Source organism: Promicromonospora panici (assembly GCF_900608595.1).
Taxonomy (GTDB): Bacteria; Actinomycetota; Actinomycetes; order Actinomycetales; family Cellulomonadaceae; genus Promicromonospora; species Promicromonospora panici.
Genome location: NZ_UWYY01000030.1, coordinates 16,789 through 39,706 on the forward strand (window position 1 = coordinate 16,789; position 22,918 = coordinate 39,706).

A 22,918-nucleotide genomic window follows, 5' to 3' on the forward strand; every position below is an offset into this window, starting at 1 on the left:
TCAGGAGGTTGCGCCCTGGCGGAACACGCGCTCATACAGGTCGGCCGCCTCGTCCACCACCGAGCGGTCGATCGAGGCTATCGGGGTGGTGTCGACCAGGAGCGGCTCACAGTCCGGCCCGCGGCCCGCGATCTCGCCGGTCAGGACCCAGGGATAGCGGTCTGGGGCCAGCAGGTGCGCGTACTGGCACAGCTGCCGTGCGAGCCAGTGCTCGGGCTGCCGGTCCCACCACGGCTCCGGCGTCAGCGGGTTGACGCTGAGCCCGGGCAGCAGGCACCCGCTCTCGTGGTCCCGGCTCGCCGTGGCGGCGTCGGCCACCGGGCCGGCGCTGAACCGCACATAGAGCGGTGACAGCGCCTCGACGAGCTGTGCGACATCGGCGAGCGAGCGCAGGTGCGGCACCCCCGGCAGCATCCCGGCTTCATCCACGACGCGCGCCTCCTCTCCTCTCTCCTCCACCGCCGCGCACTCAGGCGGTGCCGGCGATCCTGAAACGCAGGCCCAGATGGTCCACCGTGGCGGGCAGCGGGTCCCGCGCCAGGTAGCGCCCCCGCTCGACGCGCAGGTCCCGCACGGCCAGCCGCGCCAGCAGGTGGGAGGTGACCAGCAGCACGACGTTCCGGCCGGGGCACGCGACCGGCCCGCCACTGAACGGGACCAGCCCCCAGTCGGCGTTGTTACGGCCGTCCAGCCACGCCTCGGGGACGAACGCGTCGGCATGCTCCAGGCGTCGCTGGTCCCGGTGGAAGAACGAGCTCACGACGACGAACCCCGTGTGGGTGGGCAGGACCCGCTCCCCCCAGCGGGTGGGGCCGGTCGAGTCCCGCAGCACGGCGAGCGTCGTCGGCCACAGGCGTACCGACTCCAGCACGCAGGCCCGCGCGTAGGGCAGGAGGGCTGGACCCCGCCCCGCCGTCTGCCAGGGTGACGGGCCGACCGGGTCCGCCTCCTCGAGCACCCGCTCGCGCACCTCGGGGCGGGCCGCGACGATCGCGAGCGCCCGCAGGGTCACGGCGCCCGCGGCGTCGAACGCGAACAGCCAGTGCGGCACCTGGCCCACTGCCGTCGCCGGTCCGCGGTCGTACGCCGCCGCGGCGAGCGAACCCGGTTCCGGGGCGAACAGGTAGGACCCGATCCGGCGCTCCAGCTCCTCCCGGAGCCGCCCCCGCCTCGGGTGCAGCGACGACCAGTTCGCGTCCCGGCGCAGCGCGTTCAGGTCCGCGATGAGCTCTCGGTCCCCGCGGGCCTTTGGGCCGAGCACGATCTCCAGCACGATGCCCCACCAGACGTCGGCGAAGCTCTCGGCGTCGAGCAGCCCGGTCGAGTCGAGCTGCCGGGTCAGCGCCGTCATGCCGCGTCGCACGGCGTCGACGAACGCGGCCCCTTCGTCGTGCACGGCCCGGTCCGCCTGCAGCGCGGCCTCGTTGAACGGCCTGCGGTGCCAGCGCTCGGCGGTGGACGAGATGAGCACGCCCTCGGGCTGGAAGTGCGCGAGCGCGCCGCGCTTCTCCTTCGTGGCGGGGGTGAAGGGCTCGGGTGAGTTCTCCAGGAGGCGGCGCACGTCGTCGGGCTCCGTGACCACGACGAAGCGCCGCAGCCCGAGCCGCAGCACGAGCGGCGCCCCGCCGTGGCGCTCGCGCAGCCCGGTCAGGACGGCGCGCGCCGCGCGGTCGGTCTGGTGCCGCTCCGCCCAGGCGGTCGCCCGCGGTCGGCGGACTATCACGCCCTGGACGATCAGCGGCGCCAGCACCGTGCGCACGACGCGCGCGGTCTCGGCGGCGGTCAGGTCGACTGGGGTCCGGCCGACGGGCGCGGGGCTCATGGCGTCTCCTCACCTGTCGGCGGCACGCTCAGCGGTTCGGCTCCGCCTCGGAGATGTCCGCGAGCGCGGACGACGGGTCCCGGGTGATCGCGAGGTCACCGATCGAGACGATCCCGACGGCCACGTCGCCGTCCATCACGGGTACTCGCCGGACGGCGGCGGAGCGCATCACCTCGACGGCGGTCTCGACAGGGTCGCTGGGGCCGACGGTGACGAGCTCCTCGCTCGCTACCTGCCTGACGGGCGCCTCGACGCCCAGGCCCTCGGCGAGACCGCGGACCACGAGGTCGCGGTCGGTGATGATCCCGACGGTCCTGGACTCGGACTGCACGACCAGGGCGCCTACGTCCTGCGAGGCCATTGCCCGTGCGGCGACCTGAATCGTGTCGGACAGGTCGACGGCGGTCGGTGCTGGTGTCATGACATCGGCGACGGTCTGAACCATGTCGCTCTCCTTCCACGGTTGAGCCGACGGCGGGCTGCTTCACCGACAGATCCACCATGCCCCGGTGGCTGCCCGCTCGCATGCCGGGTATCGCGGTGCTCAGACGCCGACGCTGTCGGTGATCCGGGCACCGGTCGTGACCCGTGCGCAGTGGCTGCAGCAGTAGGTCTTGTCGTCGATTTCGACGCCATGGCCGAGCACCGTGCAGCCGCAGTGGGCGCACCGTGGGGCCATGGCGTGGACTGCGCACTCGAACGAGTCGAAGGTGCCCTTCGCCCCGTCGTCCTTCGTGATCGTGAACGTGTGGGCGTACTCGTTGCCGCACATGTCGCAGGTGGCCATGTCGTCCTCCTCTGTTGGTTCGGCTGCTGGTTCGGCTGCTGGTTCGGCTGCTGGTTCGGCTGCTGGTTCAGGTCTTGGGTGGCGGCACCGGCTGGGCCGCGAGCGCCGACGCCACGGAGTACAGGTTGTGCGCCATGAGCCGGCCGGTGCTGTGCGACCACTCGTGCCCGTGCTCGGTCTGCGGGTAGTCGGCACCCGGACCGGGGCCCTGGTTCCAGTAGGTCCACGCCTGGCCGGGAACCGTGTACCCGATGTCGCCGAGGGCGCCGCCGATCTCGGAGATCACGTGGTGCGCGCCGTCCTCGTTGCCGGTCACGACCACACCGGCGACGCGGTTGTACGCGACGGGTGTGCCGTCCTGCGCCGTCTCGGAGAGCATCGCGTCCATGCGTTCGAGCATGCGCTGCGCGATGGACGAGGGTCGGCCGAGCCAGGTCGGGGTGGCGACGACGAGGATCTCGGCGCCGAGCAGCCGCTCGTGCACGCCCGGCCAGGTGTCGCCGTCGCCCAGGTCGGTGAGGACTCCGGGCGGGATGTTCAGGTCGGCGAGCCGGAGGTGCTCCACCGTCACGCCGCGCTCGCGGAGGGCGTCGGCGACCACCGTCGCGAGCGCCTCCGTGTTGGACGGCTCGGGGGACTTCTTGAGCGTGCAGCTGATGAAAAGGGCCTTCACGGGGGCACCTCGGCAGGTCTGATCGGCAGCCGCTTCTCGACCTCTGCCAACGTAACGCCGTCCCGGTCCGGCCGCCGCCCGGCGGTCTGGCGGCGCCGTCACGAGCGCAGGGCGTCGGCTCCGCGCGCGAGGTTCACGATGAGCGCCCCGGCGACGAAGTAGTCCTGGTCCGACGAGCGCCGGGTCGCGCGGACCTGGTCGCGGAGCTCGTCGAGCGACTCGTCGAGCCGGCGGACGGCGTCGGCGGCCTCCTGCGCGGCACTGCCGGCCTCGTCCGCGTGGGCCGCCTCCCGGGTCTCGGCCGCACGCAGGGCCGAGGCGAACGCCCGGAGCGTGCCGGCGAACGTGGGCCTGAGCTGCCGGCCGAGGGCGACGTCGTCGCGCCCGTCCCGCTCCCACTCGACGAGCAGGCGCACTATCTCGTCGACCACCTCGGCCGACGTGCCCAGCGCTCCGGCGCGGCGCGTCTGGGACGCCACCCAGTACCCGTTGCCGTTGTGCCGCACCCGCAGGTTCGCGCGGGAGGCCTCGCGTGTCTGGGCGACCGCGGCGCGCGCCCCCTCGATCGTGGGGAAGAGCCGGTGCCGGCGGGCCTCCCACTCGTCGGGCGCCAGTGTCCCCTCGTCCTCGAGCCAGCCGGCCAGCGCCTCCACCTGTTGGGCGAGCCCGTCGCGCAGCCGGGCCAGCGCGAGCTCGGACGGCGTCAGCGGCAACGGCGGGAGCAGCAGGTTGACGCCGATCCCGAGCGCCGCACCGACCACGATCAGCCCCGCGTAGGAGCCGATGTACGCGACCCCGTCGCCCTCACCCAGGATGAGCACGAAGATCGCCGACATGACGGCCCAGTCCCCCATGTCGCCGAGGATGCGCCAGCCCACGCACACCAGCGCGATACCCACGACCGCCGCGATCTCCAGGGGACCGGGCAGCGGCACGAGGTCCACGACGCGGGCGATGACGGCGCCGAGCAGAACCGCGGCGACGGCCTGGAGGGAGTCGCGCACCGACCGCACGACCGTGCTGGTGGTGGCGAGCACCGCGCCCAGCGGGGCGTAGTACGGGTACTCGGAGAACGGCGCGGGCACCAGGGTCCCGGCGAACCAGGCGAGAGTTGCTGCCAGCGCCCCCTTGACCGCCAGCGACCAGCGGGGGTGGCGCACCCAGGTGCGGCGGGCGGCCGCGAGGAAGCCCGCCGGCGGCGCTGCGACGAGTGAGGGCTGGCGAGCAACCACGATCTTCAGTCGTGCGCCAGGCTCAGTCGTTGGGCTCGGCCTCGGAGATGTCCGCCAGCGCCGACGCCGGGTCGCGTTCGACGGCGAGGTCACCGATCGAGACGATGCCCACCACGGTGTCGCCGTCCAGCACGGGAATCCGGCGGACGGCGGCGGCGCGCATCATCTCGACGGCGGTCTCGGCGGCGACGCCTGGGCCGACCGTGACGATGTCCTCGCTCGCGACCTCGCCGACCATCGCCTCGAGGCCGAGGCCCTCGGCGAGCCCGCGCACCACGATGTCCCGGTCGGTGACGATCCCGATCGTCGTGTGCCCGGCCTGCACGACCAGGGCACCCACGTCCTGCGCGGCCATCAGCTGCGCCGCGGTCTGGAGCGTCTCGGACATGCCGATCGTGGACGGCGCCGGGGTCATGACGTCGGCAACTGTCTGCTGAACCATGGAGCGCTCCTTTCCTGGTGCGGCTCGCCTGCGGCAGGGCCGACGGCGGACGCCCCGCCGTGGCTTCCACCGTGCCGCGCGGGGGTACCGCTCGCATCCTGTCGGGGTTCAGATCAGGGACTTCTCGAAGAACACCTCGTCGTACGGGCTGTCCACGAGGTACGGCCCGATCTCGCGGTAGCCGACCCGCCCGTACATCGCCAATGCCTCGGTGAGCACGCTGTTGGTGCCGAGCACGGCTCGCGCGTAGCCGAGGCGGCGCGCCTCGTCCTCCAGGCGCCGCAGCAGTCGCGCGCCCAGGCCCGCGCCCCGCCAGTCCGGCGCGACCCACATGCGCTTGATCTCGCCCGTGGAGTCGTCGAGGCGCCGCACTCCGCCGCAGGCCACGGGGGCGCCGTCGCTGGCCGCCACCACGAACGCGCCGCTCGGCGCGCGGAGCGCGGCCGCGCCGTCGTCCCGCGGTTCGGGCACGAAACCGCTGGGGAAGCGCCGGTCGAGCTCGGCGTAGTACTCCCCCAGCGCCGTCCTGGCCGCGTCGGTCACGGGGTCCACCACGCGCAGGTGCACGGTCGCCGCGCGGATCAGCAGGTCGGCGGTGCCGAGCGCCTCGTCCAGCCGGGCGCGCTGCCGCTCGGTGAGCGGTTCGAGCAGCCCGCGCGCCTTGCTGTCGGAGCGCTCGTTCAGCTCGCGGTAGGCGGCTTGTCCGTCGGGAGTGAGCGTCACGAGCCGACGACGCCCGTCGGCCGGGTCGGGCCTTACCTCGACCAGCCCGTCGTCGGCCAGCCTGGACAGGAGCCGGGTCAGGTAGCCCGAGTCGAGGTCGAGCCGCTCGCGCAGGTCCCGGACCGCCGCGCCGTCGGGCCCCACCTCGAAGAGGAGGCGCGACGCGCCGAGCGGCCGGCCCGTGCCGAGGAACGACTCCTCCAGGGCGCCGATGCGCTGGGTATAGCTGCGGTTGAAACGACGGACCGTGTCGACGAGCGTCATATCTCTGACTTTAGTCAGAGACTTCCGGAAGCGGAAGCCTCGTGCGGGACAACTTCCCGGCGTCGCCCTGAGCATGTGAGTGCGGCATGTGGAGCAATGGAGCGGCCGGGACTCTCACTTCGCATAAGTGGACGCAGGCGTCCGTTAGCGTCGCCGCCGAACGCCAACCGCGGCAACACAACGGAGACGAATGATGCGAGCAGTGACGATCGAGCGATTCGGTGACCCCAGCGGCATGGTGGTGACCGACGCCCCGGCGCCGATTCCCGAACCCGGGCAGCTCGTGATCGAGACCGAGGCGATCGGGGTGGGCGGGGTCGATGCCGTGATCCGTCGCGGGACCATCAGCGGATACGGCTTCACCACCGGGTTGATCCCGGGCAGCGAGGTGGCCGGGACGGTGACCGCGGTGGGTGCGGACGTCGACGCATCGTGGCTGGGCCGCCGGGTGTGGGCGTTCACGCGCACCGGCGGGTACGCCGAGCGGGCGCTCGCGCAGGTGGGCGACGTCGTCGCGCTTGCCGACGGCCTGTCGTCGATCGACGCGGTGACCTTCGGCAGTTCGGCGACCGTCGCGCACTTCGGGCTCGCGCACGCGCACTTCACGTCCGGGGAGTCCGTGCTGGTGCGCGGTGCGGCGGGAAGCATCGGCATCGCTGCGGTCGAGCTCGCGGCCCGCGGCGGCGCGAGCGCGGTTGCGGTGACGACGTCGTCGGCCCAGCGCGGCAGCCGGTTGCGCGATCTCGGGGCGACACATGTGCTCGACCGCTCTGGCGACGGCGACTCGAACGCTCCGGAGTCGTACGACGTGATCATCGATATCGTCGGCGGGCCGGACACCGCCGCGTTCGTCGACCGGCTCGCACCGAACGGACGGCTGGTCGTCGTCGGCGCGGTCGCCGGGATGCCGCCCGCCGACTTCGGCAAGCAGCTCATCAGCACCTTCCAGCAGTCCCGCTCTGTCGCGACGTTCAGCCTCGACACCATCCCCACGCCGGCCAGGGACGCCGTCCGGGCCGAGCTGTTCGCCGCCGCGACACGGGGCGAGCTGCATGCCGTCGTGCACGACGTACTGCCGCTGGACCAGGCCGCCGAGGCACACCGGCTGATGGACGGCGGCTCGGTGTTCGGGCGGATCGTGCTCGTGCCGTAGCGCTTGACCGTGTGCAGGAACACGGCTTCAACCGATGTCATCGGAAGACACGACGGACGTCAATCCGAAGACCGCGCTGCCTGGCTGGCCCGAGACAGTGGCCGGGATCGTCGCGATGGCCGCGGTCGGGTTCGGGCTCCCGATCGTTGCCTCGAACCAGCTCGACCTGACCAGCCCCCTGGGTGGTGCCTTCCTGGCGTGCCTCTCAGGTGTGGCGGGGCTCGCCGGATTTGCCGCTGCGGCGGCTCTGCGGCGGCGCTCGTGGCAGTCCTTCGGCATCCACAGGACCACTGCCCGCTGGCTCTGGCTGGGCGTCGGTACGGGCCGGTGATCGCGACCCTGGGCAGCGCGGTGATCTTCGCGCTCCTTCACGGGATCAATGTCGTGCTGCCGGCCGCCCTGATCGTCGGCATCATCACCGCCGAGCTGCGCCGGCGCAGCGATTCGGTGCGGCCGGGCGTGGTCGTGCACGCCTTCAACAACTCGATCACGGTGGTGGCGTACGCACTGGTTCCGGGCATCGGGTAACCGGGCATGCCGGTGGCCGCCGCGAGGGTCAGCTCGCGCCGGTCGCCGGTTCAGCGGGTATGTGCCCCGGGTGGGTGTGCCCAGGCGAGGTCGGGTCGGGACCGTCGCCGGCGCCCGGGACCGACCTGCTCACGCCGCCCGGGCGGGCGGTACGCGATCGCGCCACGGTCGCGTCTGGTGTGGCAGCCGATGCTGTACCGGCTACGCGGGATACGCCCCGGCGCCGGGCCGGACATGCCGACCGCGGGGGTCCAGGGCGGTGTCGATTGCCCGGCACCGTCCTTGGCGTCCCCACTGACCGGGTCCGGCTCTGTCGCCGGAGTTGGCCCGCTGACCAGGTTCGGCTCGCTGACGGGATCGGGCCCCGGGTACGCCTGCCCGGTGGGCACGACCGGCCGCGGCGGTGCGGGCGCGACAAACACAGACGTGTGCCCCGTCGGCATCGTGGTCTGCACCGCGTGCCGGCCGTCGACCTCGGTGACCTGCTGCGACCAGCCCGGTGCCTGCTTCGCGTGATTGCACCGGGCACACAACCCCTGCCCGTTGTCCAGACTCGTCGCACCGCCCTCCGCGTGCGGGGTGATGTGGTCGATGTGCCGTACCGGCGCGTCGCACCACGACGACCCACACACCCCCTGCTCCCGCGCCCGCAACAACCGCGCCAAACCGGCCGGGTGGAACCGGGACGTCGACGTCGTGGCCAGCAACCGGCCCCGCGGGTCGACATAGACCGCACGCAACCACGCCGCGTCCGCGTCCAGCCCGTGCGCGACCAGGTTCCGCGCCACCGGCCCCGGCACGCTACCCACACCCGCGGCCGTGCCCTCCACCACCACGGCAGACTGGTCACCACCGGCCAGCAACGTCTGATCCGAGACCAGCAGGTTGATCGTGACCGGCACCTCATCAGCCTTGCCGGGCTCACGGCCGGTGACCCGCTCGATCAGGGTGTCCGCCATGATCTGCCCGGCACCCCGCCCGTCCCCCGTCGCCTTGGCCGCGTCGGCGTGGGCCTTGAGCTGGGCGTAGGCCTGCACCCCCTGTCGCATCGGGACCAACGCGGTCAGATACACCATCAGATCCGGTGCCGGACGCACCGAGACACACCGCTGCGCCTCGGCCCTCGCGTTCCGCTTCACACACGCGTGCACGTCCAACTGACCGGCGAGCTCCTTGATCCGGGCGACCAGCCGCCTGGTCCCCAGCCGGGACAGCCCTGCCAGGTTTCCCGGGCCGCAGATCTCCTCATCGATCCGCGCCCGATCCTCGACTGACAGGTGAGACGTCTCCCGCACCATCAACGTCGCCCGCCACGAGGACAGCACCCCCGTGCGCAGCGCATCCAACGTGTGCGGCATCTGCGTGACCCACACCCGCGCCGTACCCAGGAACGACGCACCCGCGTGCGGGCTGGCCTGCAACGCCGCACCGACCTGGTTCGGCAGCCCACGACCCTGCCGCTCGGCCCGGACACCCTGAACGGCCTCGTCCGCCTTCGTGGCCTCCTCCAGCGCGACAGCCAGCCTCGCCTGGGTCGCGGTCACCGTGTTCTTCACCGCCTCCAGCTCACTGAGCAGGTCCACCCACTGCGCCTGCACCCGCTTCGAGACAGACGACGCCGTGTCAGTACCGCCTGGCAGGATCACGCCGGCCAGCAGCTCACGCACCATCCGCACACCAGCCGCATCGGTGGTCACGCCACCGTCCGCGGGCAGCACGGACCCGGGAGGCTGCTCGCCCGCCCCAGGTGCACCGTCCACTGATCTCATGCCACCAACATATGGCACACCCGTTCGTACCGCTCGACGAGCGAACCTCGATCTGCCCACAGCAGAACCAGCAGTCCCGGCCGGACACCCGAGGCAGCCTGCGCACCGCCGTCGTGCACCGTGCGGACGACCAAAGCTGCCCGGCGCTACAACCGCAACATCTCCTCCGACACCACGGCCCGCGAAGCAGCCTCGGCCACGATCAGGTCGGCGGTCTCCTCCGGCGTCTGCTCCCCGGAGTCGAGCCACCAGCCGACGTCGCCCAACTCTCGCCGCTGGTTCCGCGCCAAGGGGGCGAAGTCGTAGTCCACCTGCGTCTCGGGCGCCCGCGTCGCGTTGCGTTGGCGTGCCACGTCCAAGGGCGGGCACAGCATCACCAGCATGAGCGGCCGTGCCCGCAGCCGCCCCGCGATGAAGCGCAGCTCCTCCCGCGTCTCGACGACGGAGTCCGCGACCGGCGTGAACCCGGCCTCGGCGAAGTTGTCCGCCACCGAGCACAGGTTCACCATCCGGAGTCGCAACTGGCGTTGCCCCTCGGGCCCGGGATTCCAGTGCCCGTCCGCGTCGAGCATGTTCGCCCCGCCGCTGACGAGCATGATCCCGAACACGTCCCCGTCGACCTGCGCGGAACGCGGCAGCCGCTCGGCCACGAGCCGCGACACCGTCGTCTTGCCCGCCCCCGGGGTCCCGGTGATCAGGAGGCAACCGGCCAGAGTTTCTCGATCAGTCACCCCGTCACCCTTGCATCACGCGGCAAGCCTTTAACCGCGTGCCGGTGTCAGGGACGCACCCGCCGCGCGTACCGCTCCAGCCTCGCCTGCGCCTCCGGGTAGGGCGTCGCCGACGGAACGTCCCTCTCGTCCCGGACGGCGGTCACGACGGCGACGGCCGCGTCGATCGCCGCGCGGTAGGGCAGCGATCCAGTGCTGATCCGACGGACGCCGAGGTCGCCGAGCTCTCCCACGGTGAGCCCAGGAACGGCGAGAACGTTCAACGGCAGCGGCAGTGCGCTCGCGAGACGTTCGAGCACGGCCGGCTCCGCCGCGGCCGGGACGAAGATGCCGTCGGCCCCGGCGTCGACGTAGGCGCGGGCCCGGTCGAGGGTGGCCTCGACGGTCGCGTCCTTGTTCAGCCAGTACGTCTCGACGCGCGCGTTGACGAACACCTCGGGTGCGGCCGCCTTGATCGCCGCCACCTTCGCGGCGTGCGCGGCCGGATCGACGAGTTCCCCGAAGGTGGAGTCCTCGATGTTCACGCCCGCGAGCCCGACGTCGGCAAGGGCCACGACGAGATCGGCGACCTCGAGTGGGTCGTCGCCGTAGCCGTCCTCGATATCGGCGGTGAGGTACGCGGGCAGCGCCCGCAAGCGGTGGACCAGCTCCTCGGTGGCCGGCCGGCTCGTCCGTCCGGCGTCGGGCGTGCCGAGGGCTGCGCTGACGCCGAAGCTCGTGGTGCCGATCGCCGGGAACCCGGCCTCGGCGAACGCGAGGGCCGAGGCGACGTCCCAGGCGTTGGGCAGGACGAGGGGCCGGGAGCCGTGATGCAGGTCTGCGAAGGTCATCAACGAGCAGTCTCCACCACCCACCGAGCCCGCTCCACCATCGCGGCGTCGAGGAACGTCCCGTCCTCCAGAGCGACAGCACCCACGCCCTCGACGGCGGCACCCTGGACTCGCTCCAGCACCTCCCGCGCCGCGGCGACCTCGGCCGCAGACGGCAGAAAAGCGCCCCGGATCGTGTCGAGGTGCGCCGGGTGGATCGCCGTCCGGCCGCAGAACCCCAGCGCCCGGCCGGCCCGGCACGACGCCGCCAGCCCGTCCAGGTCCCGCACGTTCGTGTAGGCCGACATCACCGGCGGGGGCAGCCGCGCCGCCCGCGCAGCGACGATGACGCGGCTCCGTGCCCAGGTGAGCCCGTCGTCGCCGTCGAGCCGCAGGTCGGAGCGCAGGTCCGCCTCCCCCAGGCCGATCGACGCGACCTGCGGCGACGCCGTCGCCAGCTCGAAGGCGCGCTCGACGCCGAGCGCCGACTCGACCAGCAGGTGCAGCGCCCGGCCGGGCAGCGCGGCGGCGAGCGCCCGCACCTCGTCGGCGGACTCGGCCTTGGGGATCCGTGCCCCGACGCCGGCGGGCAGCGCCGCGACCATCGCGGCGTCGTCGGCGTGCCACGGCGTGCTCGGATGGTTGATCCGCACCTGGACGGCGCGGTCCGCGGGCACGCCCGCGAGCAGATCCGCCGCGTTCGACCGCGCCTCATCCTTGCGCGACGGCGCGACGGCGTCCTCCAGGTCCACCAGCACCACGTCGGCGGGCGAGGACAGCGCCTTGGCGACCCGGTCGGGCCGGTCGGCGGGCACGTACAGCAGCGTCAGCGGCGTGCCGCCGCCAGCCGAGCCCGTCATACCGCCCCCTCCTCCCGCAGCTCCGCGACCCGCTCGGGCGAGAACCCGAGCTCTCCGAGCACCTCGTCGGTGTCGGCCCCGTGCGCTCGCCCCGTGAACTGGATGACGCCGTGGTACTCCGAGAGCCGGAACAGCGGCCCCTGCATCAGCATCGGCCCGAGCTCGGGGTCCTCGATCTCGTGGATGGTGCCCAGCGCCCGAAACTGCGGGTCCTCGACGATGTCGCGCGCGTCGTAGACCGGGGCCACCGCGGCCTGCGCCTCCTCGAACGCCGCCACCACCTCCTCCCGCGTCCGAAGCCCGATCCACCTGCCCACGGCCTCGTCCAGCTCGTCCGCGTGCCGCGCCCGGTCGACGCCGCGCGCGAACCACGGCTCGTCGACCAGGTCCGGCCGGTCCACAAGCCGCACCACCCGCTCGGCGATCGACTGGGCCGACGTCGACACGGCCACCCAGTGCCCGTCGCTCGTACGGTAGGTGTTGCGCGGCGCGTTGTTGCTGGACCGGTTGCCCGTGCGGGGCTGCGTCGTGTGCAGCTGGTCCCATCGGGTGATCTGCGGTCCGAGCATCGCCAGGATCGGCTCCACGATGGCGGTGTCCACGACCTGCCCGTGGCCGGTCCGGTCACGCGCCGAGAGCGCCGTCATGATCGCGAACGCGGTGGCGAGCGACGCGACGCCGTCGGCCAGGCCGAACGGTGGCAGCGTGGGCGGACCGTCCGGCTCGCCGGTCATCGCCGCGAACCCGCTCATCGCCTCGGCGAGCGTCCCGAATCCCGGCCGCGTGCGGTAGGGCCCGGTCTGGCCGAACCCCGTGACCCGCGCGAGCACGAGGCGCGGGTTGCGGGCCGACAGCTCCTCGTAGCCCAGTCCCCAGCGTTCGAGCGTGCCGGGCCGGAAGTTCTCGATCACGACGTCGGCCCGCGCGGCCAGCTCGAGGAAGACCTCGCGCCCGCCCGGCGAGCCGAGGTTCGCCGTCACCGCGCGCTTGTTGCGGCCCAGGGTCTTCCACCAGAGGTTGACGCCGTCCTTCGCGGCGCCGTGCGTGCGCGACGGGTCGGGCCGCTCGGGGTGCTCGACCTTCACCACGGAAGCGCCGAGGTCGCCCAGATGCATGGCCGCCATCGGCCCGGCGAACAGGGTGGACGCGTCCACGACGCGCAGCCCGGCCAGGGCGCCGTCGGCGGGGTCGCGGGAGACGGTCATGCGATCGCCTCCGCCCGCATGTCCGACGGCGCGGGCAGGTCCCACGCGCACCGGAACCCGACGGTCGCGCTCCGGGCCAGCCCGAGGCCCGGGAGCAGCAGCTTCACGGAGTAGTCGGGCGCGTGCCGACCGCCCTCGACGTACCAGTCGGAACCCTCGGCGCGGTAGTCGCTGCCGCCCTTGAGCACAACGAAGCGGGTTCGGCCGTCGCTGTGCTCGCTCTCGGTCCAGCTCCAGACTGCGGGGCCGGAGCGGTCCGCCCCGAACAGCACGGGGCGCGCCTCACCCGCGAGCTGCCACTCGTCCTCCGTGGGCAGCCGGCCGCCGCGCCACGCGCAGTAGGCGCGGGCGTCGTCGAGGTCGACGAAGGTCACCGGGTGGTGCTCGGTTCCGGTCGCCGGGCGGCCGTCGTCCCAGTGCGCCAGGAACCGGTGCGGCTCGGCGGGCGCGTAGCCTTCTGCGTCGAGGAATGCGGCGAACTGGGCGTTCGTCACCTCGGTCGCCGCCACGGCGACCGGCGCGGCGAGCACGCCGTCGCGCTGCAGCGTCCGGGCGTCGTGCAGGCGCGGCGGGAGCGGCTTCCACTCGTCCACGTACGGCGCGCCCTGGTACATGCCGGTCTCCCGCGCGCGGTAACGCACGGTCAGCACGTAGGGACCTTGCGGCACGACGACGGCGTCCGGGGGCAGCAACCTGTCAGACGCTGAGGTCACCCGGGTGACCTGGGTTTCTGACACGTCGGAGGGGCCGACCCGGCGGGCGAGCCGGTGCGGGAACCGCGCATCGACGTCGTGCGGCATGTCCGCCAGAGCATCGAGCAGGCCTGGCAGCCAGGTGGGCTCCGCGGTGTCCGCTCCGACGTGCACGAGCGCGGCGATCCCCCGCCCGGGCACCACGACCTCGGAGTTGTCAGACGCGTGGGTCACCCCGGTGACCTGTGTTTCTGACACGTCGGTGAGCGCAAGCAACCGCCCGGCCCCGCGTTCTGCGGCGCCGGGGGCCAGTACCGGGCCCTTGTAGTCGGCCTCGCCCCGGTTCACCAGCGTCCAGAGCGTGACGCCGCCCAGCTCCCAGCGCGACGCGTACACCCCCGCGGCCTCCGCCTCCGGGGCCAGCGGGGCCAGGGGCGTCCACTCACCGTCGAGCAGCAGGTCGCCCGCGGCGCGCTGGACGGTGACCATGCGGCGCACCGTCGCGGCGTCGCGCGCCGACCAGCCCACCCAGACGCCGAACACGACCTCCCAGACCATCGCGCCCACGCCGTTGAGCCACGCCGACTGCAGCTCCTCGGAGTGGTCGCGGTGCCAGCGCCGCACGTGGTGCTGCATGTGCCGGCGCTCGTACCAGTGCGCCCGGAGCACACCCGGCACGGGCGAGTCGGCGAAGAACTGCGCCCAGGACGACGAGTGGTCCTCGATGCGCTCGACCGGCAGCTTCGACTCGCCCTCCAGGACGATCCCGGGCCGCGCCGCCTCCAGACGCGCGACCAGCTCCGGCTCGGCCTTCTTGAGAGTGTCCAGGAAGACGCCGTCCGCCTTGAGCTCGCGCACCACCGCCGCGAGCTCGGTGAGGTCGTCGGCGCCGCGCCGCGTGCCGACGTCCCAGGGGTTGTAGTCGACGAACACGTGCAGCCCGGCGTCGTGCAGCGCCTTCACCAGCCCCGCGAGCCCGGGCACGTCCCGGTAGAAGTCCCACTGGTTGCGGTCGTCCAGCCCGATCACGGGGTAGGCGTGCCACAGCACGACCGCGTCCAGGCCGCCGAACCGCTGGTCCGCGTCCGCCAGGAACCGCTCGGGAGTGAACCGGCTCTCCTCGAACGAGTACAGCAGCTCGTCCCACAGCCAGACCTGCGCGACCGTGCGGCAGCGCGCCGCCCACGCCGCCTCGGGCCGGCCGTACGCGGCACCGGTGTAGGCGTGCCGTGCCCGGGAGTCGTCCCGCCAGACGCGGAGCATCTCGCGCCAGGCGGGCCGGTCGGCGGGGTCCGCGGGCCCGGAGAAGATCTTCGCCTCGTCGAGGGCCGCGCTCCGCTCGGCGGTCAGCGGCCCGACGACGACCTCGGTGGGCCGGTCGATCGGCCGCGGGACGAGGGGGTCGAAGGTGTAGCTCATGAGGCCTCTTTCAGTTCTTCGGCCAGCACGGCCACGGCGTCGGCGTCGGGCACGGCGTCCTGCGCCCCGACCCGGGTGACGGCGAGCGCGCCGGCCGCCCCGGCCAGCCGGGCGGCGCCGGACAGCTCTCTTGAGCGGGCGAGGGCGGCGGCCAGGACGCCGCAGTAGGTGTCGCCCGCGCCCGTCGTGTCGACCGCCGTGACGCGTGCGGCGGGGACGCGGACCGGCGGGACGTCGCGCTCGGCCACGAGGCTGCCCTCGGCGCCGAGCGTGACGACGACCACCGGCACGCGCTCCAGCAACGCGGCCGCGAGCGCCTCGGGCGTCGCCGCGCCGGACGGCTCCGGCCCGTCCACCAGGTCGGCGGCCTCGTGCTCGTTGACCACCAGCACGTCGAGCTGTTCCCACAGCTCGTCGGGCAGGTCGCGCGACGGCGCGGCGTTGAGCACAAAAAGCGCACCCTCCCGGCGCGCCCGGGCGGCCGCGAGCACAGTGTCGAGCGGGATCTCGAGCTGCGCCAGGACGACGTCGGCGGCGGCGATCCGGTCGGCCTGCGCCGGGCCCACGCGCACCCGCGAGTTCGCGCCGGGCGCGACGACTATCGTGTTCTCGCCGTCGGGCGACACCGTGATCAGCGCGGTGCCGGACGGCGCGTCGACCCGCTCCACGACGTCGGTCCGCACGCCCGCCCCGTCGAGCGACGCGAGCAGCAGCCCGGCCGACTCGTCCCGGCCGAGAGCGCCCACGAATGTCGTGTCCGCTCCCCCGGCCTGCGCCGCCGCGACCGCCTGGTTCGCCCCCTTGCCGCCCGGCGTGCGGCGCAGGTCGCCGCCGAGGATCGTCTCCCCGCCCGCGGGATGCCGGGGCACGTCGACGACGAGGTCGACGTTCGCCGACCCGACGACCACGACCCGGCCGCCGCTCATTCGGCACCCCCGGCCGGCCGCGCGAGCGCGACCGTGCGTGCCGCGAGGTCCGCGATCCGCTGCTCCCCGCCCGGCAGCGACGTTGCGATCCGCCCGTCGAGCGGCGCGGTCCACCGCTCCCCGATGTCCCCGGCGCGCAGCGCCCCCACGACGCCGCCCACGGTCGCCGCGGCCGAGTCGGTGTCCCACCCGGCGGTCACGGCGATCGAGACGGACGGACCGAACTCGCCCCGGCCCGTGGTGAGCGCGAAGGCGATGACCGCCGCGTTGTTCAGCACGTGTACCCAGTGCAGGTGCCCGTACTCGGCGTGGATCCGGTCCAGGCCGGCCCGCACGCCCGCCTCGCTCCCGTCGCACTCGCGCCCCAGCGAGCGCCCGAGCCGCACGGCGGCGGCCAGCCGGCTGTCCGGCGGCACGACGGCGTCCGCGGCGTCGAGCACCTCCTCCACGCCGTCGCACACCATCGCGGCCGCGCCGAGCGCCGCGGCCCACGCCGCCCCGTACACCCCGTTGCGGGTGTGGCTGAGCCGGGCGTCCGCCCAGGCCAGCCGGGCCGCCTCGCGGACGTCGCCGGGCGAGACCCAGCCGAGCAGGTCGGTGCGGATGAGCGCGCCGATCCACTCACGGAAGGGGTTGTGATGCGTGGCGGTCTCAGGCACGGGGCGCGCGTCCAGGATGTTGCGGTACGCGGCGCGCTCCGCCGTGAAGGTGCGCCCGGCGGGCAGGTTGTCGAGCCAGAGCTGCGCGACGTCGTCGGTGGTGAACCCGCGGCCGTGCCGCTCCAGGAGCTCAAGGGCGAGGATCGGGTAGTTCAGGTCGTCGTCCTCGGGCATGCCGTGGATGTTCTCCTCCAGCGACGTCGGCGCCGACCGGCGGTTCCAGGGCCACCGGGCCGCGACGTCGTCGGGCAGGCCTGCCGCGGTGAAGTAGCGGTCCAGCGGCCACCGGCCGGTGGACCGCAGGATCTCCTCTATGCCCGCCCGGGGGATCTTCTCCACGGGCTTGCCGAGCAGGCAGCCGGCCGCGCGGCCGGTCCAGGCGCCGAGCACCCGGTCGGCGTACGCGGCGTCAGGCCCGGACGGCCGCCGCGGCAGATCGGGCGCGGGCGGCAGCAGCGCCTCGATCCGGTCCCACTCGTCCGGCTCCTCGGGGGCCGACGGCGCGGGCCGCGCGTCCAGCTCGTCCAGCAGCACCCGCGCCACCGCGCGGAGCTGGGGGGTCGCGGGCGCCGGTCCGGCGCCGCTCACCGCCGGCGTCGGATCCCCGCCGACGGCGACCCAGCGGTGGCGGACGTCGGTCACGTCCTTGCCCTCGTCCGCCGACTGCACGAGCTCGTGCGTCAGCAGGTCCTCCGGCTGGGCCCAGGTCAGCCTCACGCGGGCTCACCCACCGTCGCCACGTCGGCTGCATCGACCGCGTCGAGCGCCGTCAGCCGGGTCAGGGCCCGCTCGCGGTCCGCGCGGAGGATGTCCGCCGCGGCGGAGGCCATGAGCCGGCCGGTCTCCCGGACGTCCATCTTGCTGGCCGACTCGATCTCGTCGAGCCAGTCGGTCGGCACGACGCCGCTCCCGCCCAGCCCGGCGCAGATCGCGCCGGCCATGACGGCTATCGAGTCGGCGTCGCGTCCGTAGTTCACCGCGGCGAGCACAGAGCCACGGTAGTCACCCCGGTGGCCGAGCAGCAGCCCGAGCGCGGCGGGCAGCTCCTCGATCGACTTGGTCCGCGACGGACGGCGGGCGTCCATCGACATGTGCCGGTATTCCGGCCCCACCGAGTCGTACGGGGCGACGGCCTCCCGGACGGCGCGCGCGAGCTCGCGCTCCTCGTCGTCGGTTGCGGGCACCCCGCCGGCGCCCGAGCCGGACCACCCGCCGACGGCGTCCACCACGGCGCGGAGGGCAGCTGCGGTCCCGTCGTGCGCGACGTCGAACGCCGCCACCACGACGTCGTCGAGCGTGGCCCTCGGGGCGACGGACGCCGCGACCATCGCCGCGAAGACCCCCGCCGCCTCCCGCCCATAGCTGGACTGGTGGGCGCCCGTGAGGTCGATCGCCTCTGCGTAGGCGCCCCGCGGGTCGCCCGCGTTCACCAGCCCGACCGGCGCCGCGTACATCGCGGCCCCGCAGTTCACGACGTTGCCCACACCGGCCTCGCGCGGGTCGACGTGCCCGTAGTGCAGCCGCGCCACCAGCCACTTCTCGGCGAGGAACACCCGCTGGAGCAGCAGCGCCGTCGACTCGAGCTCGGGGATCCAGCGGGGCTCGCCGATCATCAGCGGCACCAGGTCCTCGGCCATCGCGTACGCGTCGAGGTGCTCGCGCCGCTTCGCGTACACCTCCACCAGTGCCCTGGTCATGAGGGTGTCGTCGGTGATGTGCCCGTCGCCCTTGTGGTACGGCGCGATGGGGCGCGCGTCCTGCCAGTTCGGGTACCAGGGCCCGACGATCCCGCGGACGCGGCCCCCGTGCCGCTCCTCGATCTGCGCGGGTGTCCAGCCCTCGGTGGCGCCGCCGAGGGCGTCCCCGACGGCGGCACCGGTGATCACGGCCACCGACCGGTCCTCTAACCAGCTCACGGTCACGCTCCTTACGTAGTGTCGTTCTCCAGCCCACAACCAAGCAGTTACTGGGTGATCTCGGTCCAGCCACTCGTGAGCTGGTCCGCGAGCTCCGTCTCGTCGGTCTCCTGCGCCAGGTAGCGCTGGTAGGCCGGCGTCGCCACCGTGTCCTTCCACTGCGCGTAGGAGTCCGCGAACAGGTACGGGGCGGAGACGAAGTTCTGGCCCCCGGCCAGGATCGTGCTCCAGCCGTTCTCGTCGCCCAGCTTCTCGGTCAGGCTCTCCTGCGCCGACGTCGTCGCCGGGATCAGCGCGTCCGCCTCGTTGAGCGCCGCGAGGTTCTCCGTCTGGGTGAAGAACTCGATGAACTCCGCCGACTCCTCGACGTGCTCGGAGTCGATGTTGACCGACAGCGTCTGCGGGTTGGCGGCCTGCTGCGGCCCCTCGGGCCCGGCCAGGGGCGGCAGCGCCACCCAGTCGAGGTCCTTGGGCGCGTCCTTCGCGATGTTCGCGGCCTGGTAGGAGCCCTGCACGGTCATCGCGGTCTGGCCCGCGTAGAACGAGGCGATGGCCTCCGACCCCGACTGAGTCATGGTGACCGGGAGGATCGACTCGTCCTCGTACGCCATGTCGTGCACCAGCTCGGGCAGGGCCATCTCGCCCTCGCCGATGGTCAGGGTGGCGTCCTCGCCGGTGCCCTCCAGGTAGGTACCGCCGAACCCGGGCGCCAGCGACATGAACGTCGCCGTCGGGCTCGACAGGCCCCAGCCGAGGCCGTACACGTCACCCTTCGTGGTCGCCTTCGCGATCTCGCGCAGCTCGTCCCACGTCATCGTGTCACCCGTGGGGATCTCCACGCCGGCGTCCTCCAGGAGCGTCCGGTTGGCGAAGGCGACGTACGACTGCAGCTCGGTCGGGTAGGCGATGACCTGGTCGTCGACAGTCACCGAGTCGAGGATGCCCTCGGGGATGTCCGCGCGGCGCTCGTCCGACATGAGGTCGGTGAGGTCCGCGAGGTAGCCGTCGCGGGCGAAGGACACGATGCTCGCGGCCTCGAAGTGGATGATGTCGGGCGCGGCGCCGCCGTTGAACTGGGTGATCAGCTTGTCGTAGACGCCGTCCCAGCCCGCCGGGACGATCTCGACCTGGATGTCGGGGTTCTCGGTGTTCCAGTCCTCGACTATCGACTCCGTCGCGGCGATGGCCGCGGGCTGGTCGGACAGGGCCTGGAACTTCAGCGTCACCGGGCCGTCGTCGCCGGCGTCCCCGCTCCCGCAGGACGCGAGCAGCGCGGTGGTGATCGTGAGGCATGCGGCGATGGACACTCCACGGGTCTTCATGGGTCTACCTTTCCGATGGGGTGGGCGGTCATCCCTTGACCGCCCCGGCCATGAGGCCGCCGGTGAGCTTCTTCTGCATGATGGAGAAGAAGACGATGCTGGGGATCGCGGCGAGCACGGAGCCCGCGGCGAGGGGTCCGAGCGCGACCTTGCCCTCGCCGCCGATGAACGTCGACAGGGTGATGGGCAGGGTGTAGTTCTCGGGCGACTGGAGCAGGACGAGGGCGAAGAAGAACTCGTTCCACGACGAGACGAAGCTGAACATCGCCGTCGCCACGACACCCGGGGCGAGCAGCGGGAAGACGATCCGGCGCAGCACGACCAGGCGGTTGCCGCCGTCCACCGCCCCGGCCTCCTCGAGGTCGACCGGGATCGCGGCGACGTAGCCCTGCAGCATCCACAGCGCGAACGGCATCGTGTACGTGGTGTGCACGAGGATGAGGCCGACGAGGCTGTCCGTCAGGCCGATCGTCCGCAGGATCAGGAAAAGCGGCAGCACCACGAGGATCACGGGGAACACCTGGCTCACCAGGATCCAGCCGACGCCGGCCGCGCGGATCGCACCCTTGAGCCGGGCCAGCACGTAGGACGCCGGCAGCGCGATCAGGATGACGAGCGCGGTGGACGCCAGCGCCACGATCGCGCTGTTGCCGGCCGAGCTCACGAGGCCCTGGCGGGCGAGCGCGTCGGCGTAGTTCGCCCAGTGCCACTCCTGCGGCAGCAGGCTCACTACGAGCGAGTTGAGCTCGGCGGACGACTTCACCGACGCGGAGATCAGCCACAGCAGCGGGAAGCCGAGGAAGACGATGTAACCGGCCAGCGCCACGTACTGGGCGGGGCGGACCAGCTGCTGGGCAAAGACGCGCATCAGCTCAGCCCTCCTTCTTTTTCGTCTCGACGCGGTCGTCGCGGAACTGCGACCGCAGGTAGACCGTCAGCAGGAGCACGACCACGACGACGAGCACGACACCCATCGCCGCCGCGTACCCGATGTTGCGGTTCTTGAACGCCTCCAGGTAGGTGAACAGCATCGGCAGCATGGTGCGGCCGCCGGGGCCGCCCTCGGTCAGCACGTAGACCAGGGAGAACGAGTTGAAGTTCCAGATGAAGTTCAGCGACGTGATCGACGTGACGATGGGCCGCAGGCTCGGCAGCGTCACGGCCGTGAACCGGCGCCACGCCCCGGCGCCGTCCATCGAGGCGGCCTCGTTCAGCTCGGGCGGGATCTGCTGCAGGCCGGCCAGCAGCGTCACCGTCGTCTGCGGCATGCCCACCCAGACGCCGACGACGATGACGGCGGGCAGCGCGGTCGAGAAGTCGGCGAGCCAGTTGATGTCGTCCGGCAGGCCCAGCGAGCCGAGGAACGCGTTGAGCGGCCCGGCGTTGGGCGAGTAGATCATCCGCCACATGATCGCGACGACGACGGGCGGCATCGCCCACGGGATGAGCGCCAGCACCCGCGTGAGCGACTGGAGCCGCAGCCCGGAGTTGAGCAGCAGCGCGAGCCCGAGCGCGGCGACGAGCTGGAGCAGCGTCACCGCGACCGCCCAGATCATGCCGATGCGGAACGAGTCCCAGAAGAACGAGTTGCCCGCCAGCCGCGTGAAGTTGTCGATGCCGACGAACTGGTAGTCGGGACGGCGCACCAGCTCGGCGTCGGTGAACGCCAGGAGCACGCCCATCAGGAGCGGCGCCACGGACAGCACCAGGATGGGCAGCAGCGACGGCATCACCAGCGCCGCCGCCTCGCGACGCCGGGCCCGGTCCAGGCCGCTCGGGGCGCGACGGCGTCCGGGCCGGGGCGTCCGCGCCGGCGGCCGGGAGGTGGTGGGGGCGGTCATCGTGCGCTCTTCTCCTTCGAAGCGGGCAGTTCGGTGGGCGGGGCGGTGGACTCGCGCACGACGAGGTGCGGCCCGATGGCGATCTGCTGGGCGGGCTCGACGACGTCGCCGACCCGGTCCAGCACGAGCTGCGCCGCGGCGCGGCCACGCTCGGCCGACCCGAGGGACACGCTGGTCAGGCTCGGCTGGAAGACCTTGCCGATCTCGGTGTCGTCCATCCCGGTCACCGCGAGCTCGCCGGGCACCGACAGCCCCAGCTCCCCCGCGGCCCGGATGACGCCGATGGCGAGCAGGTCGTTGGCGGCGACGACGGCGTCGAACGGGCCGGACGCCGGGGTTCGGCTGAGCAGGCGGCGCGCGGCGGCGAGCCCCGCGGCGACCGTGAAGTTCTCCGCCCGCTCGGTCTCGGCGTGGTTCCCGGCGAACGCCGGGGCGCTCGTGGCGGCGTCGAAACCGCGCTGACGGGCGGCACCCGGCGTGGTGTCCAGCGGGCCGTTGACGAAGCCGATCCGGCGTCGCCCGATCTTTACGAGGTGCGCGACAGCCTGGCCGATGCCGGCCGCCGAGTCGGTCGAGACCGAGTCGATGCCCTGCTTCTCGAGCGACCGGCCGATGACGACGACCGGCACGGGCGCCTGCCGGATCGCCTCGACGAGCGCGTCGTCGGTGCGCAGCGGGCTCACGATCAGGCCGTCGACGAACCCGCTGCCGAGGCTGCGGACCAGGTCCACGGTGGAGGCGACGGTGTGCCCGGTGGACATGACGACCACGCGGTACCCGTGCGGCGCCAGCACCTCGTGGATGGCGGTCAGCATCTCGACGTAGACGGGGTTGCCGATGTCGGCGACGGCGAACGCGACCTGGAAGGTGCGCTTCATCCGCAGGGACCGGCCGATCGCGTCCGGGCTGTAGCCGAGCTCGGCGGCCGCGGCGCGGACCCGGTCCACCATGGCCTGGCTCGCTCCGGTGCCGTGCAGCGCCCGCGAGGTCGACGCGAGCGACACCCCGGCGCGCTCCGCCACCTGCATCAGGGTGGCGCGTGATGACGACACTGTCGGCTCCACTTCGTCGTGAGGTCTTGCGGTGGCTCGGTTGGAAACGTTTCCAGGTTCCAGGGTTGATCGGCCTGGAAACGTTTCCGGTGA

General features: G+C 72.9%; 24 protein-coding genes. 3 read left to right on the forward strand and 21 right to left on the reverse strand.

The annotated features are described in order from the left end of the window. The 8 genes from EW117_RS26575 to EW117_RS26610 form a co-directional block, all read right to left on the reverse strand. Positions 1 to 429, reverse strand: coding sequence for a DUF6098 family protein (locus EW117_RS26575; RefSeq protein WP_242504592.1), 429 nt, complete (start codon positions 427 to 429; stop codon positions 1 to 3). 40 nt (positions 430 to 469) lie between these two features. Continuing rightward, on the reverse strand, positions 470 to 1,822 hold the full coding sequence (locus EW117_RS26580; RefSeq protein WP_207212078.1) for a cytochrome P450: 1,353 nt from the start codon (positions 1,820 to 1,822) through the stop codon (positions 470 to 472). 28 nt (positions 1,823 to 1,850) lie between these two features. After that, on the reverse strand, positions 1,851 to 2,267 hold the full coding sequence (locus EW117_RS26585; RefSeq protein ID WP_129789741.1) for a CBS domain-containing protein: 417 nt from the start codon (positions 2,265 to 2,267) through the stop codon (positions 1,851 to 1,853). A gap of 99 nt (positions 2,268 to 2,366) precedes the next feature. Then, positions 2,367 to 2,609 (reverse strand): hypothetical protein, encoded by a 243-nt coding sequence (locus tag EW117_RS26590; protein WP_129789742.1) that lies wholly within the window; start codon positions 2,607 to 2,609, stop codon positions 2,367 to 2,369. Between the two features lie 67 nt (positions 2,610 to 2,676). Continuing rightward, the gene (locus EW117_RS26595; protein WP_129789743.1) at positions 2,677 to 3,282 is read right to left on the reverse strand and encodes a flavodoxin family protein; all 606 of its coding nucleotides are present in this window, start codon (positions 3,280 to 3,282) and stop codon (positions 2,677 to 2,679) included. A 98-nt stretch (positions 3,283 to 3,380) separates the two neighbouring features. After that, a complete protein-coding gene (locus tag EW117_RS26600; protein ID WP_165362880.1) occupies positions 3,381 to 4,514 on the reverse strand; it encodes an FUSC family protein in 1,134 nt (377 codons plus the stop codon). A 22-nt stretch (positions 4,515 to 4,536) separates the two neighbouring features. Continuing rightward, positions 4,537 to 4,956: a CBS domain-containing protein gene (locus tag EW117_RS26605; protein ID WP_129789745.1), complete on the reverse strand. Its 420-nt coding sequence runs from the start codon at positions 4,954 to 4,956 to the stop codon at positions 4,537 to 4,539. Positions 4,957 to 5,064: 108 nt separating this feature from the next. After that, entirely contained in the window at positions 5,065 to 5,943 is an 879-nt protein-coding gene (locus EW117_RS26610; protein WP_129789746.1) for a bifunctional helix-turn-helix transcriptional regulator/GNAT family N-acetyltransferase, read from the reverse strand. 193 nt (positions 5,944 to 6,136) lie between these two features. Here EW117_RS26610 and EW117_RS26615 point away from each other — a divergent pair, with 193 nt between their 5' ends. From EW117_RS26615 to EW117_RS29885, 3 genes are read left to right on the forward strand one after another with little or no spacing between them, the layout of a single operon-like run. Next, positions 6,137 to 7,096, forward strand: a complete 960-nt coding sequence (locus tag EW117_RS26615) for a zinc-binding dehydrogenase (protein WP_129789747.1) — start codon at positions 6,137 to 6,139, stop codon at positions 7,094 to 7,096. 34 nt (positions 7,097 to 7,130) lie between these two features. Beyond that, positions 7,131 to 7,427 (forward strand): hypothetical protein, encoded by a 297-nt coding sequence (locus EW117_RS29880; RefSeq protein WP_207212079.1) that lies wholly within the window; start codon positions 7,131 to 7,133, stop codon positions 7,425 to 7,427. Further along, on the forward strand, positions 7,424 to 7,624 hold the full coding sequence (locus tag EW117_RS29885; protein WP_207212080.1) for a CPBP family intramembrane glutamic endopeptidase: 201 nt from the start codon (positions 7,424 to 7,426) through the stop codon (positions 7,622 to 7,624). The genes EW117_RS29880 and EW117_RS29885 overlap by 4 nt, the downstream gene beginning before the upstream one ends. A 50-nt stretch (positions 7,625 to 7,674) precedes the next feature. On the opposite strand, the gene EW117_RS26625 is transcribed toward EW117_RS29885, so the two are convergent. From EW117_RS26625 to EW117_RS26685, 13 genes are all read right to left on the reverse strand, one after another. Then, the gene (locus EW117_RS26625) at positions 7,675 to 9,393 is read right to left on the reverse strand and encodes an HNH endonuclease (protein WP_422891557.1); all 1,719 of its coding nucleotides are present in this window, start codon (positions 9,391 to 9,393) and stop codon (positions 7,675 to 7,677) included. A gap of 146 nt (positions 9,394 to 9,539) precedes the next feature. Beyond that, a complete protein-coding gene (locus EW117_RS26630; RefSeq protein WP_129789748.1) occupies positions 9,540 to 10,124 on the reverse strand; it encodes an AAA family ATPase in 585 nt (194 codons plus the stop codon). A 47-nt stretch (positions 10,125 to 10,171) separates the two neighbouring features. Beyond that, positions 10,172 to 10,954 carry an isocitrate lyase/PEP mutase family protein gene (locus EW117_RS26635; protein ID WP_129789749.1) on the reverse strand — a complete coding sequence of 261 codons (783 nt, stop codon included), beginning with the start codon at positions 10,952 to 10,954 and terminating at the stop codon, positions 10,172 to 10,174. Continuing rightward, positions 10,954 to 11,793, reverse strand: a complete 840-nt coding sequence (locus EW117_RS26640; protein ID WP_129789750.1) for an HpcH/HpaI aldolase/citrate lyase family protein — start codon at positions 11,791 to 11,793, stop codon at positions 10,954 to 10,956. Before EW117_RS26640 ends, EW117_RS26635 begins: the two co-directional genes overlap by 1 nt. Beyond that, complete coding sequence (locus EW117_RS26645) at positions 11,790 to 12,998, reverse strand: CaiB/BaiF CoA transferase family protein (protein ID WP_129789751.1); 1,209 nt, start codon at positions 12,996 to 12,998, stop codon at positions 11,790 to 11,792. Before EW117_RS26645 ends, EW117_RS26640 begins: the two co-directional genes overlap by 4 nt. After that, entirely contained in the window at positions 12,995 to 15,109 is a 2,115-nt protein-coding gene (locus tag EW117_RS26650; RefSeq protein WP_129789752.1) for an SUMF1/EgtB/PvdO family nonheme iron enzyme, read from the reverse strand. The genes EW117_RS26645 and EW117_RS26650 overlap by 4 nt, the downstream gene beginning before the upstream one ends. Then, on the reverse strand, positions 15,106 to 16,035 hold the full coding sequence (locus EW117_RS26655) for a ribokinase (protein WP_129789753.1): 930 nt from the start codon (positions 16,033 to 16,035) through the stop codon (positions 15,106 to 15,108). Before EW117_RS26655 ends, EW117_RS26650 begins: the two co-directional genes overlap by 4 nt. Then, entirely contained in the window at positions 16,032 to 17,411 is a 1,380-nt protein-coding gene (locus tag EW117_RS26660; protein ID WP_129789754.1) for an ADP-ribosylglycohydrolase family protein, read from the reverse strand. The genes EW117_RS26655 and EW117_RS26660 overlap by 4 nt, the downstream gene beginning before the upstream one ends. After that, complete coding sequence (locus EW117_RS26665; protein WP_129789755.1) at positions 17,408 to 18,610, reverse strand: ADP-ribosylglycohydrolase family protein; 1,203 nt, start codon at positions 18,608 to 18,610, stop codon at positions 17,408 to 17,410. The genes EW117_RS26660 and EW117_RS26665 overlap by 4 nt, the downstream gene beginning before the upstream one ends. Positions 18,611 to 18,657: 47 nt before the next feature. Next, entirely contained in the window at positions 18,658 to 19,932 is a 1,275-nt protein-coding gene (locus tag EW117_RS26670) for an ABC transporter substrate-binding protein (protein ID WP_129789756.1), read from the reverse strand. 28 nt (positions 19,933 to 19,960) lie between these two features. Beyond that, positions 19,961 to 20,800 carry a carbohydrate ABC transporter permease gene (locus EW117_RS26675; protein ID WP_129789757.1) on the reverse strand — a complete coding sequence of 280 codons (840 nt, stop codon included), beginning with the start codon at positions 20,798 to 20,800 and terminating at the stop codon, positions 19,961 to 19,963. A 4-nt stretch (positions 20,801 to 20,804) separates the two neighbouring features. Continuing rightward, positions 20,805 to 21,773 (reverse strand): carbohydrate ABC transporter permease, encoded by a 969-nt coding sequence (locus EW117_RS26680; protein WP_129789758.1) that lies wholly within the window; start codon positions 21,771 to 21,773, stop codon positions 20,805 to 20,807. Continuing rightward, positions 21,770 to 22,825, reverse strand: a complete 1,056-nt coding sequence (locus EW117_RS26685; protein WP_242504593.1) for a LacI family DNA-binding transcriptional regulator — start codon at positions 22,823 to 22,825, stop codon at positions 21,770 to 21,772. Before EW117_RS26685 ends, EW117_RS26680 begins: the two co-directional genes overlap by 4 nt. Positions 22,826 to 22,918: the final 93 nt, after the last annotated feature.